Here is a 12,737-nt window from a genome sequence, read left to right as displayed (position 1 = left end):
CCGCTTACCTGATGCCGCCGATGCGCTTCGGATCGCCGAAGTTCATCCACACCAGGAAGGCCTTGCCGACAATATTCTTGTCAGGGACAAAACCCCAGTAACGGCTGTCCGCGCTGTTGTCGCGGTTGTCGCCCATCATGAAGTAGTTGCCTGCCGGTACAGTACAGGTAAACTTGTCATAGGTATAGGTGCAGGCATCACGGTGCGGGAAATCCTCCACGCCATCGAAGTTGAAGGAACGCGCCGGATCCGTGTTCAGGATGCGGTGCTCCTTGCCGGTCAGTTTTTCGACGAACTGCTTGTGGTAGACCGGCCGTTCATCGTCCAGGTAATCGTCCATCGGGGTGTACTCGACGGCCACGCCGTTCACGGTCAGGCGCTTGTTTTCATAGGAGATTTTGTCGCCCGGCACACCGATGACACGCTTGATGTAGTCCTGGCTCATGTCCTTCGGATACTTGAAGACCATGACGTCGCCCCGCTTGGGATCGTTCACCTCGATGACCTTCTTGTTGACGATCGGCAGGCGAATGCCATAGGTGTACTTGTTCACGAGGATCAGGTCGCCCACCAGCAGGGTCGGCACCATCGAGCTCGACGGGATCTTGAACGGCTCCCACAGGAAGGAGCGCAGGAAGAACACCGCCGCAATCACCGGGAAGAAACTGCCCGAGTACTCGACCCAGGCCGGCTGGCGCAGGTTGGCCGCTTCGATCGATGCGCGGTTGCCGTTGTTGTCGACCTTGATGCCGTCCGCCACCAGCTTGGCCGTGCGTGCATCGTATTCGGCCAGCGCGGCGTCGGCCGCGGCGCGGCGCTGCTTCGCCAGCACGAACACGTCCAGGAACCAGATGACGCCCGTGACCACCATGAGCACGAACAGGATAAGCGCGAAATTCCCCAGGATTGGTTGCAGGTTCATTTATCTTCCACTTGAAGGATGGCGAGGAAGGCTTCCTGTGGAATCTCCACCGAACCAACCTGTTTCATGCGTTTTTTACCGGCTTTTTGTTTCTCAAGCAGTTTCTTCTTACGGCTGATGTCGCCGCCATAGCACTTCGCCAACACGTTCTTGCGCAGTGCCTTGACGTTCTCGCGCGAAATGATGGTTGCGCCGATCGCGGCCTGGATCGCCACGTCGAACATCTGGCGCGGGATCAGTTCGCGCATCTTGGCGGCCACCTGGCGGCCACGGTAGGGCGCGTTGGCGCGGTGGACGATGATCGCCAGCGCATCGACCTTCTCGCTGTTGATCAGCATGTCGACCTTGACGACGTCGGCGGCGCGGTTTTCCTTGAACTCGTAGTCCATCGAGGCGTAGCCGCGCGAAGTCGACTTCAGGCGGTCGAAGAAATCGAGCACGATTTCCGCCATCGGGATTTCGTAGTGCAGCTTGACCTGGCGGCCGTGGTAGGCCATGTCCATCTGCACGCCGCGCTTGCCGTTACAGAGCGTCATCACCGAGCCGACATATTCCTGCGGCATGTAGAGATTGACGTCGACGATCGGCTCGCGCACTTCGTTGATCTTCGATGGCTCCGGCATCTTCGACGGGTTGTCGACGCGGATGATCGAACCGTCGCGCATCTCGACCTCGTAGACCACGGTCGGCGCCGTCGTGATCAGGTCCATGTCGAATTCGCGCTCGAGGCGTTCCTGCACGATTTCCATGTGCAGCAAGCCGAGGAAGCCGCAGCGGAAGCCGAAGCCCAGCGCCTGCGAGACTTCCGGCTCGTACATCAGGGCGGCGTCGTTCAGTTTCAGTTTTTCGAGCGAGTCGCGCAGCGCGTCGTACTGGTTGGCTTCGACCGGGAACAGGCCGGCGAACACCTGCGGCTGCACTTCCTTGAAGCCCGGCAGCGGCGCGGGCGCCGGACGGTTCGCCAGGGTGACCGTGTCGCCCACTTTGGCGGCGGTCAGTTCCTTGATGCCGGCGATGATGAAGCCCACCTGCCCTGCGGACAGTTGCGGCAGCGAGACCGAGCGCGGCGTGAAGACGCCGATGTTCTCGACCAGGTTCACCGACTCGGTCGCCATCAGGAGGATCTTGTCTTTCGGGCGCAGCGTGCCGTTGACGACGCGCACCAGCATCACGACGCCGACATACGGGTCGTACCAGGAGTCGACGATCAGGGCCTGCAGCGGTGCGTCGACGTCGCCTTTCGGCGGCGGCACGCGTTTGATCAGGTCTTCCAGCACGTCTTCCACGCCCAGGCCGGACTTGGCCGAACACATGACCGCTTCCGAGGCGTCGATGCCGATGACGTCTTCGATTTCCTTCTTGGCATTGCCGGGATCAGCGTGCGGCAGGTCGATCTTGTTCAGGACCGGCACCACTTCCACGCCGAGATCCAGCGCGGTGTAGCAGTTGGCGACGGTCTGCGCCTCGACACCTTGTGAGGCGTCGACGACCAGCAGCGCGCCTTCGCAGGCCGACAGCGAGCGCGACACTTCATAGCTGAAGTCGACGTGGCCCGGCGTATCGATCAGGTTCAGGTTGTAGACCTGGCCGTCGCGCGCCTTGTATTGCAGGGCAGCAGTCTGCGCCTTGATGGTAATGCCGCGCTCGCGCTCCAGGTCCATCGAGTCGAGCACCTGCGCGTCCATTTCGCGGTCCGACAGGCCGCCGCACAGCTGGATGATGCGGTCGGCCAGGGTCGATTTGCCGTGGTCGATGTGGGCAATGATGGAGAAGTTACGTATGTTGTTCATTAACAAAGCTCAAAACCAAAAAGGGGCGAAGCCGCCGGGCGGTGCCTGGCGGCGCCGCAAACTGCCGACGCAATACGAAAAAGGCGCTTCGTGTGGGGCTGGTCTTCCCCAGGCGAGCGCCTTATCTGAACGTGTAAGCCCATGTACCAGGGACATTTGCTTTTCCAAGCCAAGCATTTTACCGGATTTCAGGGTAGAAAGCCCGGAAATTGGGGAATGCGGCTGTTCGGCGGTTTTGTAGGGTGGGCACCCCGTGCCCTCGCGGAACGTGGCGTCACGACGGCCTCGTTTGCACCCGTACGGGCGAATTGTCGAAACGGCGTTCCTGGATGATCCGCGAACGCTTGCCGGGGGGGATTAACGTTGCCGCCGCGATGAACCGACAACGCGATTCAAGCGTCCGCGTGGGCACGGGGCGCCCACCCTACCAGGTAATTGCGCACCGAGGCTTCGTCCAGGAAATAATGACAGAGCTCCGGCTCGTCGAGCCGGCCATACAGCACCGGCACCAGCTCGTCGAAACGCTCCACCAGCGCCGGATCGGCATCGACATCGATCACATCGACCTCGAACGCCTGCCGCGGCGGCGCCATGGCCTGCAGCGCCGCAAGCATGTCCTCGCAGAGGTGGCAGTAACTGCGCGAGTACAAGGTGAAATGCGAGGTAAAGCGCGTCATTTAGCGGGCTTGATGACGAGGTATTGCGTCACGTCCTCGCGCCGCACCAGCACGGCCACGCTCTTCTTCGGGTCGAGCTTGCCTGCCAGCGCATTGAACTGGGCCGCGTCCTTGATTTCGACATTGTTCATCTGCAGGATCAGGTCGCCCTCGCGCACGCCGGCCGCTGCCGCCCTGCCCTCGGATGCATCGACCACGACGCCGCCCTCGACGCGCAGGCCGCGGCGCTGCCCGGCGTTCAGGTTCGATACGTGCAGGCCGAGCGCATTCGGCGCAGCGCCCGGGGCCGGCTTGTTCGGCTGCGGCTTGGCGGTCACCGCCTTTTCGTCTTCCAGTGCGACGATCGTGACCGGCACCTCGATTTGCTGGCCGCGGCGCCAGACGGTGACGCTGGCGCGGGCGCCGACCTTGGTCGCGCCGACCAGGCGCGGCAGGTCGCGTGTCGTCTCGATCGGCTGGCCGTTGAATTTCAGAATGATGTCGCCAACCTTGACGCCGCCCTTCTCGGCCGGGCCGCCGGCTTCGACCATCGACACTTCGGCGCCGCGCGCCTTGCCCAGCCCCAGCGACTCGGCGACGTCGCGCGTGACTTCGCTGATCTGCACGCCCAGGCGACCGCGCGTGACGGTGCCCGTCTTCTTGAGCTGGTCGGCTACGCGCATGACTTCATCGATCGGCACCGCAAACGAGATGCCGTTATACGCGCCGGAGAGCGTGGCGATCTGCGAGTTGATGCCGATGACTTCGCCGCGCATGTTGATCAGCGGACCGCCCGAATTGCCGGGATTCACAGCCACATCGCTCTGGATCAGCGGCAGGTATTCGCCGGTGTCGCGCGACTTGGCCGAGATGATGCCGGCTGTCACCGTGTTGTCGAGGTTGAAGGGGGAGCCGATGGCGATCACCCATTCGCCGACCCGGATCTTGCTCGAGTCGCCGGTGCGCAGGTAAGGCAGATTGGTGGCGCTGACCTTCAGCAGCGCGACGTCGGAGCGACGGTCGGAACCCAGTACCTTGGCCTTGAATTCGCGCCGGTCGGTCAAGGTGACGGTGACTTCGTCCGCGCCCTCGACCACGTGGGCATTGGTCAGCACATAACCGTCGTCCGAGACGATGAAGCCGGAGCCGACACCGCGCTGCACTTCTTCTTCCTGCTGGGGTTGCTGCTGGGGCGAACGGCGGCGCGGGATCGGCTGGCCGAAGAAGCGGCGCAGGAATTCCTGCATCTCTTCCTCGCCGGGCCCGCCCTGCCCCATGCGCACCCGCTCGGTCGTGCGGATGTTCACGACGGCGGGACCGGCCTTGTCGATCAGGTCGGAAAAGTCCGGCAAGCCCGTCACCACCGGAACCGGCACGGGGGCGGCGGCGCTGGCCGCCGGGGAGACGGAAAAGCCGGCGCACGCCAACAGCAGGGCCGACACGACTACGCTAGCAGTGGATTTGCTTGTCATGGGAGTCAGGGAGGAGGACGGAAATGAAGCTTATGGTAAGCCAAAACCCGCCATTTTGTCGCGCATGCGGCTGAGGGACGCGCCGGGCGGCGCGGAAGACGACGCCGGCTGGACAGTGCGAGGAAGGATGCATCGAGCGTCGGATACGCCCACCGGGCGCGGGCGAGGGAGATGTTCGGGAGTGCAGCTGCGGTGCCTGCCTTGGGCCCGCATTGCGCAAAGGCAGTACTGTGGTCGTTGCGGCTTTGCTGCCGGGCCGGTGACCCCGCCCCGATGACGAGAGGATGAGGTAGTCGATGGCGCCGCGCTGTGGTGCCGGCGGCGGGCCGCCGGACCGCCGCCGGTGCCGGGCACCGGAGGCGGGCTGGCGGAATCAGGACGACGGCGTCGAGGCCGCCAGCGCGGCCGGCTTGGCGGGCTCGTGCTCGACTGGTGCGCGGCGCGGATGCATCGGCTCGGCCGCCAGGCGGGCGCTCAGGCGCGCCGAGAAACCGGGAGAGAGGTCGGCAGACTCTCCCGTGCGCAGAACATCGCCGATCAGGTGATAAACTTCCCACGCTGCCACACCATCGGCCGTGCGCAGGGCTGCGCAGGCCAGTTCGTGGTCCTCCTTCGGCAACGCGTCGTCGCTCAGGGCGGAGATACGTTCGCGGTTTTTTTTGTTGGTATCCATCGGTCGTTCCAGTAGCTGTGTGATCTTCAAAGTGGCCCAGGTATCCAGGAGCCCGTACAACCGGATACGCTCCGGCTGGCCGAGATTCTGGTTGTTGCGATAACGCTAGCTACCGGCGTTTGTCAGTCGGGAAATCGAGCAAAGGCTTCAGTTTTTCGGCAATGACTTCGCGCGCGCGAAAAATCCTGCTGCGCACCGTGCCGATGGGACAGGCCATCACTTCGGAGATTTCCTCATAGCTCAAACCCTCAATTTCGCGCAGGACAATCGCCGTCCGCAATTCCAGCGGGAGCGCTTCCATTGCGGCATTGACCGTATAAGCGATCTGCTTGCTCGCTAACACCGATTCCGGTGTGTTAATGTCGCGCAAGCTGTCCGCGTCGTCAAACGCTTCAGCACGTTCCGTATCTGCTTCGGTCGAGGTCGGTGTGCGCCTGCCCTGTGTGACGAGATAATTCTTTGCCGTGTTGATGCCAATTCGATACAGCCAAGTATAAAACGCGGACTCGCCGCGGAAATGGCGCAAGGCGCGAAATGCCTTGATGAACGTTTCCTGCACCACGTCTTCAGCTTCGGCCGGGTCGTGCACGAGGCGCGAGACCAGGCGCATCAGCCTGCGCTGATACTTCGCCACCAACAAGTCGAACGCCTGCCTGTCACCGGCCTGGACGCGTTCGACCAGCAGTTGATCACCCTCGCGTTCTGTCGTCACTGACGGTCCCAGTTGGGGCTGCGCCAGCCGGAGTGGCCCGATCAACCTGCTGCGCGTCGGATTTTCGGCCTGCGCCGCCAAGGCGATAGCTCCCTGTACTTTCGTACAGCGAGCATCATCCCCTTGGGGACTCAGCCGAAACGCCTTCCGCTCGCTACGGTTTCTCGGACCTCTCCCTCCCTAAGAGTTGGCTGGCTGCAATAAGTTCAAAGTATTTCGGTGATCGTTGCTGTTTGCCCGGCCTGCCCGCCGAGCGTACCGATCGCGACCCGCAGCGCCCGGTATTCGGATGACGCCAGGCTGTCGCGCAGTACCGGCACAATGTGCCTGGCACCATCCGCGTCGGCCAGATGCAACAGCATCAGTTGGGGCCAGACCAGCGTGTCGGGCAACAGCGTGACCACGAATCCGTTGGAGGCCAATCCACCGGCTTCCATCTCCTGTTGTACCGTCAGGCGGATGGCGCCGGTTCCAGATACATCAATCTGGTGCGTCTTAGTCGCGACCGCCCATCCGTGCAGCAGGCAGAGCGCTGCAAGCAGGAAAAATGAGACACAAAACGACGCGCCGGCGACGCGCTCGGGCAACAACTTGCCGACCGTAAAAGCTGCGCCGAACTGGGCGAGCGCGAACAGCAGCAGGCCTGCACGGGCGAGGCGTGAGGGCGCGACACGTGCGGACACGGCGACCGACATGGATAAGGAAGGGAAAGTGAAACGGAACGCCTGCCGCGCGCAGGGTGCGGCAGGGTCAGGCGCCCAATCTGTTAGACAGGACCGGGCGCGGCAGGTTCAAAACCTCGAGCGCGTGAAAAAAAACTGCGATTTTTTCACACGCTCCTGGAATCAGACCTTGGCGAAGACGAGGGTACCGTTGGTACCGCCGAAGCCGAACGAGTTCTTCACGGCATAATCGATCTGCATCTCGCGCGCCGTGTTGGCCACGAAGTCGAGATCGCAAGCCGGATCCTGGTTGAACATGTTGATCGTCGGCGGCGAGATCTGGTTGTGGATCGCCAGCACCGTGAACACCGATTCGAGACCGCCGGCGCCGCCCAGCAGGTGGCCGGTCATCGACTTGGTCGAATTCACCACCAGCTTGTGCGCATGGTCGCCGAAGGTGCGCTTGATGCCCTGCACTTCAGCCAGGTCGCCGAGCGGCGTCGAGGTGCCGTGCGCATTCACGTAGTGCACCTGGTCGGCGTTGATGCCGGCATTGCCCAGCGCCGAAACCATGCACCGGCTCGCGCCGCTGCCGTCTTCCATCGGTGCCGTGATGTGGTTCGCATCCGCGCTCATGCCGAAGCCGAGCAGCTCGGCGTAGATCTTCGCGCCGCGCGCTTTTGCGTGCTCGTACTCTTCCAGCACCATGACACCGGCGCCCTCGCCCAGCACGAAGCCGTCGCGGTCGCGGTCCCAGGGACGCGAAGCCGTGGCCGGATCGTCGTTGCGCGACGACAGCGCGCGTGCCGAGGCGAAACCGCCCAGGCCCAGCGGCGAGATGGTCGACTCGGCACCGCCGGCGATCATCACGTCGGCGTCGCCGTATTCGATCAGGCGGCCAGCCGCGCCGATGCAATGCAGGCCGGTGGTGCAGGCCGTGACGATCGCCAGGTTCGGACCACGCAGCCCGAATTTGATCGAAAGATCGCCCGAAATCATGTTGATGATCGAAGCAGGCACGAAGAACGGCGAAATGCGGCGCGGGCCGCGCTTGTCGTATTCGTCCTTCTGCTCTTCGATGCGCGGCAAGCCGCCGATGCCCGAACCGACGATCACGCCGATACGGTCGGCATTCTCCTCGGTGACTTCGATGCCCGAATCCTGCAGGGCCTGAATGCCCGCTGCCATGCCGAAATGGATAAAGGTATCCATGTTGCGGGCTTCCTTGGCGGGGATGTAATCCTCGATATTGAAGCCTTTGACTTCGCCCGCAAAGCGGGTCGAAAACGGCGTTGCATCGAACCTGGTGATGTTGGCAATGCCCGACTTGCCGGCCAGTGCCGCATCCCATGCTTCAGCAATCGTGTTGCCGATAGGTGAAATGCAGCCCAGGCCGGTAATGACAACGCGGCGGTTGCGTGAACGGCTCAAGCGATTCTCCCGAAAACTAAAACAGCTTAGGCCCGCTTAGGCCTTAACGTGCGCGGTCGCGTAGTCGATCGCCTGTTTGACGGTGGTGATTTTCTCAGCCTGCTCGTCAGGGATTTCCATTTCGAACTCGTCTTCCAGGGCCATCACCAGTTCAACGGTGTCCAGGGAATCTGCGCCGAGGTCGTCAACGAACGAGGACTCGATTTTGATGTCGGCTTCTGCAACACCCAGTTGCTCAGCGACGATTTTTTTAACGCGTTGTTCGATATCCGACATGTTATGGCTCCATTAGGTATGTGTTGCGGAAAGTGCGCGCATTTTATCAGGTTTGCGCGCTGAAAAACTATTTTCGGCGTCTGACGCTAATTCGACCGAAACTCCTGCTAAAAGATGAGATATTGCGGCGATATAAAACGGCGCGAAGTCAATCGTACGCCCCGCAGCATCGACCGCCCCATCAATTCATGTACATGCCGCCATTCACGTGCAAGGTGGTGCCCGTGACATACGCGGCGGTCGGACCGGCCAGGAAGGCCACCGCGTGGGCGATGTCTTCCGGCTGGCCGAGGCGGCCCAGCGGGATCTGCGTGAGCAGCGCTTCGTGCTGGCCTTCGCCCAGGCCCTTGGTCATGTCGGTATCGATAAAGCCGGGCGCGACGCAATTGACGGTGATGTTGCGGCTGCCGATTTCGCGGGCCAGTGCGCGCGTCATGCCGGCCACGCCGGCTTTGGCGGCGGCGTAGTTCATCTGGCCCGGGTTGCCGGACGAGCCGACGACCGAGGTGATGTTGATGATGCGGCCCTGCTTCGCCTTCATCATGCCGCGCAGCACGGCGCGCGAGAGGCGGCCGACGGCGGTGAGGTTGGTCGCGATCACGCTGTCCCACTCCTCGTCCTTCATGCGCATGGCCAGGTTGTCCTGGGTGATGCCGGCATTGTTGACGAGGATGGCGACGTGGCCGAGGCTTTTCTGGATCTCGTCGATGACGGCCGCGCAGTTCGCGGCATCGGTGACGTTCAGCACCAGGCCTTTGCCGCCGAATTCGGCGAGGTATTCAGTGATGGCTTGTGCGCCGGACTCGCTGGTAGCGGTGCCGACGACGGTTGCACCCTGGCGGGCCAGCTCGAGTGCGATGGCCTTGCCGATGCCGCGTGAGGCACCGGTAACAAGAGCGACTTGGTTCTGCAGATTCATGTAGTTCTTTTCCTTATCTGTGACAACAGCGCTCAGGCGCTCTTGATGCTTTCCAGCACGCGCTCGAGCGCGGCCTGGTCCGTCAGCGCTTCGCCGACCAGCACCGGATCGATGCGTTTCGCCATGCCGATCAGGGTCTTGCTCGGCGCGCATTCGATGACCTGCGTGACGCCCTCGAGGGCCATCTTCTGCATCGTCTCGACCCAGCGCACGGGACCGGCTGCCTGGCGCACCAGGGCGTCCTTGATGCCGGCAGGGTCATTCAGGATAGCGACATCGACGTTGTTGATCAAATCGATGCGTGGCGCGTTGAACGTGAGTTTTTCCATGTAGTCGCGCAAGCGGTCCGAAGCAGGCTTCAGCAGCGACGAGTGGAACGGCGCCGAGACCGCCAGCTTCATGGCGCGCTTGGCGCCTTTCGCCTTGGCGATCTCGCAGGCGCGGTCGATCGCGGCGGCGTGGCCGGCGATCACGATCTGGGTCGGCTCGTTGAAATTCACGGCTTCGACGACTTCACCTTGGGCAGCTTCCACGCAGACAGCGCGCACGTCGTCGGCGGAGAGGCCCAGCACGACGGCCATGCCGCCCTGCCCGACCGGCACCGCTTCCTGCATCGATTGCGCGCGGAAGCGCACCAGCGGCACGGCGTCCTTGAAGTCGATGACGCCGGCGGCGACCAGCGCCGAGTATTCGCCGAGGCTGTGACCGGCCACGACGGCGGGCACCGGGCCGCCCGCCGCGATCCAGGCGCGGTAGACGGCAACGGCCGCGGTCAGCATGACCGGCTGGGTGTTGGTGGTGAGGTCGAGTTCTTCCTTCGGTCCGTCAGCGATCAGGCGGCCGATGTCCAGGCCGAGGGCGTCGGATGCCTCGGCGACGGTCTGGTCGACCACGGCGTTGCCGGCGAAGCCGTTCAGCATGCCGACCGCTTGCGCGCCCTGGCCGGTGAACAGGAATGCGAATTTGCTCATCTTGTTATTCCTTGTTGCGTATTGTCTTTGATTACATCCGGGCAAGTACGGCGCCCCAGGTAAAGCCGCCGCCGACGCCTTCCATCAGGATATTGTCGCCTGCTTTGATGCGACCGTCGCGCACGGCAAGGTCGAGCGCCAGCGGAATCGAGGCGGCCGAGGTGTTGCCATGCTCGTCCACGGTCACCACCATGCGATCGAGCGGCAGGCCGAGTTTCTTCGCCGTGCTCTTCATGATGCGGATATTTGCCTGGTGCGGGATCAGCCAGTCGACATCGCCTGCCGCCATCTGCGCCGCATCCAGCGCCTCGGTCGCGACCTCTTCGAGCACGGTGACGGCCAGCTTGAACACGGCCTGGCCATCCATGTGCAGGAAGCCGCCGCTGGCGGGGCTGCCGGCCGGGCTCGGCGGAATCGAGAGGATGTCGGAATGGGTGCCGTCGGCGTGCAGCTTGGCGGCCAGGATGCCCGGCTCTTGCGAGGCGCTCATCACCACGGCGCCGGCGCCGTCGCCGAACAGCACGCAGGTGGTGCGGTCTTCGAAATTGAGGATGCGCGAAAACACTTCGGAGCCGATCACCAGCACCGTCTTGTGCATGCCCGCCTTGATGAAGGCGTCGGCGGTGGCGACCGCATAGACGAAGCCGCTGCAAACGGCCTGTACGTCGAAGGCCGCGCTATGGTTGGCCATGCCGAGTTTGCGCTGGACGATGCAGGCGGTGCTGGGGAAGCTGCCCTGGAAGTCCGGCGTCGAACTGGCGACGATGACCATGTCGATATCCGTTGCGCTCTTGCCCGCGGCCTCGAGGGCGCGCTGCGCAGCCTCGACGGCGAGGTCGGACGATTGCTGGTCGGCCGCGGCATAGTGGCGCGCCGAAATGCCGCTACGCGAAACGATCCACTCGTCCGAGGTCTCGATGCCTTTGGCGGCGAGTTCCGCCGCCAGTTCGTCGTTGCTGACCCTGCGCGCAGGCAGGTAGCTGCCGGTGCCGATGATTTTGCTGTAGACAGTCATTGCATTTCCACCCGAGTTCCGTCGTCAATCAAACCTGGCGCTGGGCGTCAGGCGTATCTGGCATCAGCTCGGCGATCATCGCCGAGAGTTGCTCTTGTACATTATATTTCGCTGCATCGAAAGCACGCTTGATCGCCCACTCGAAAGCATAGGCATTCGCGCCGCCGTGGCTCTTGAAGACCAGGCCCTTCAGGCCGAGCAGGCTGGCGCCGTTGTAGCGTTCCGGATTGAGCTTTTTCAGTGCGCTTTTCGCGAACACGGCGCCCATCATCGATAGCACGTTCTGCTTGAACACGGATTTTACAAACCGCGACAGGCCTTCGACGGCTTTCAGCGTGACGTTGCCGACAAAACCGTCGCAGACGACGATGTCGGTCGTGCCCTTGAAGATGTCGTTGCCTTCGACGTTGCCGTAGAAGTTCAGCAGGCCGCGCTCGTGGTCGGCGCGCAGCAGCGTGGCCGTTTCCTTGACCACGTCGTTGCCCTTGATTTCCTCGGTGCCGACGTTCAGCAGGCCGATGGTCGGGCGTTTGATGCCCTCCATGGCCGAGACCAGGACCGAGCCCATGATCGCGAACTGGTGCAGGTGGTGCGGGCTGCAGTCGACGTTGGCGCCGAGGTCGAGCATGTAGGTCGGGCCGTTCTTCTGGTTCGGCAGGATCGAGCAGATTGCCGGACGGTCGACGCCAGGCATCGTTTTCAGGACGTAGCGCGACACGGCCATCAGGGCGCCGGTATTGCCGGCGGACACGCAGACATGGGCGCCGCCCTCCTTGACCAGCTCGACCGCGACGCGCATCGAGGAATCTTTCTTGCGGCGCAGCGCGACTTCGATCGGATCGTCCATGGCCACCACTTCGGTGGCGTTCCTGATCGTCAGCCGCGGATTGGTGTCGGCGTGATGTTTCCTGAGTTCGGCGCGCAGGGTCTCTTCCAGGCCGACGAGAATCAGTTCGGCTTCCGGCTCTTGCTTGAGGAAGGACAGGGCTGCGGGGATGGTAACGGAAGGACCGTGGTCTCCGCCCATGCAGTCGATGGATATTTTAATTGTCATCTGTGGAGGTAATACCGCGACTCACACGACGGTGGCGGCAAGTTGCATGCGCTTGGCGACGCGATGCCGGTTCGGGACAGCAACCGTGTTGGTGCGCGAAAATCGGCGACCGGGGACAAAGAAAAAGCGGCGCCACGCACTCAACATACGTTGCACCGCTTTCATGGTACAGAAAAACAAGACG

Annotated in this window: 13 protein-coding genes; all 13 read right to left on the bottom strand. The window is 62.8% G+C overall.

Annotated features, from left to right (window positions below; all coding sequences use genetic code 11):
• Positions 1–4: 4 nt before the first annotated feature.
• Positions 5–922: a signal peptidase I gene (gene lepB, locus AC1MEM_RS12800; RefSeq protein ID WP_499470914.1), complete on the bottom strand. Its 918-nt coding sequence runs from the start codon at positions 920–922 to the stop codon at positions 5–7.
• On the bottom strand, positions 919–2,712 hold the full coding sequence (gene lepA, locus AC1MEM_RS12795) for a translation elongation factor 4 (protein ID WP_499470912.1): 1,794 nt from the start codon (positions 2,710–2,712) through the stop codon (positions 919–921). Before lepA ends, lepB begins: the two co-directional genes overlap by 4 nt.
• A 392-nt stretch (positions 2,713–3,104) precedes the next feature.
• A complete protein-coding gene (locus tag AC1MEM_RS12790) occupies positions 3,105–3,389 on the bottom strand; it encodes a glutaredoxin family protein (protein ID WP_499470910.1) in 285 nt (94 codons plus the stop codon).
• Positions 3,386–4,840: a Do family serine endopeptidase gene (locus AC1MEM_RS12785; RefSeq protein WP_499470908.1), complete on the bottom strand. Its 1,455-nt coding sequence runs from the start codon at positions 4,838–4,840 to the stop codon at positions 3,386–3,388. Before AC1MEM_RS12785 ends, AC1MEM_RS12790 begins: the two co-directional genes overlap by 4 nt.
• 373 nt (positions 4,841–5,213) lie before the next feature.
• A complete protein-coding gene (locus tag AC1MEM_RS12780; protein WP_499470906.1) occupies positions 5,214–5,513 on the bottom strand; it encodes a sigma-E factor negative regulatory protein in 300 nt (99 codons plus the stop codon).
• A 109-nt stretch (positions 5,514–5,622) separates the two neighbouring features.
• Positions 5,623–6,225, bottom strand: a complete 603-nt coding sequence (rpoE, locus tag AC1MEM_RS12775; protein ID WP_499477644.1) for an RNA polymerase sigma factor RpoE — start codon at positions 6,223–6,225, stop codon at positions 5,623–5,625.
• Positions 6,226–6,431: 206 nt separating this feature from the next.
• Positions 6,432–6,920 carry a protein YgfX gene (locus AC1MEM_RS12770; protein ID WP_499470904.1) on the bottom strand — a complete coding sequence of 163 codons (489 nt, stop codon included), beginning with the start codon at positions 6,918–6,920 and terminating at the stop codon, positions 6,432–6,434.
• A gap of 150 nt (positions 6,921–7,070) precedes the next feature.
• Entirely contained in the window at positions 7,071–8,318 is a 1,248-nt protein-coding gene (fabF, locus tag AC1MEM_RS12765) for a beta-ketoacyl-ACP synthase II (protein WP_499470902.1), read from the bottom strand.
• A gap of 36 nt (positions 8,319–8,354) precedes the next feature.
• Entirely contained in the window at positions 8,355–8,594 is a 240-nt protein-coding gene (gene acpP / locus AC1MEM_RS12760; protein ID WP_020653257.1) for an acyl carrier protein, read from the bottom strand.
• 181 nt (positions 8,595–8,775) lie between these two features.
• On the bottom strand, positions 8,776–9,513 hold the full coding sequence (gene fabG / locus AC1MEM_RS12755) for a 3-oxoacyl-ACP reductase FabG (protein WP_499470900.1): 738 nt from the start codon (positions 9,511–9,513) through the stop codon (positions 8,776–8,778).
• 32 nt (positions 9,514–9,545) lie between these two features.
• On the bottom strand, positions 9,546–10,484 hold the full coding sequence (gene fabD / locus AC1MEM_RS12750) for an ACP S-malonyltransferase (protein WP_499470898.1): 939 nt from the start codon (positions 10,482–10,484) through the stop codon (positions 9,546–9,548).
• 31 nt (positions 10,485–10,515) lie between these two features.
• A complete protein-coding gene (locus tag AC1MEM_RS12745; protein WP_499470896.1) occupies positions 10,516–11,499 on the bottom strand; it encodes a beta-ketoacyl-ACP synthase III in 984 nt (327 codons plus the stop codon).
• A gap of 28 nt (positions 11,500–11,527) precedes the next feature.
• The gene (plsX, locus tag AC1MEM_RS12740; protein WP_499470894.1) at positions 11,528–12,553 is read right to left on the bottom strand and encodes a phosphate acyltransferase PlsX; all 1,026 of its coding nucleotides are present in this window, start codon (positions 12,551–12,553) and stop codon (positions 11,528–11,530) included.
• Between the last annotated feature and the right edge of the window lie 184 nt (positions 12,554–12,737).

Source organism: Telluria sp. AIW5, from assembly GCF_056680575.1.
The sequence above is the reverse complement of the archived record's forward strand: the minus strand, read 5'-3'. Positions and strand labels throughout refer to the sequence as shown.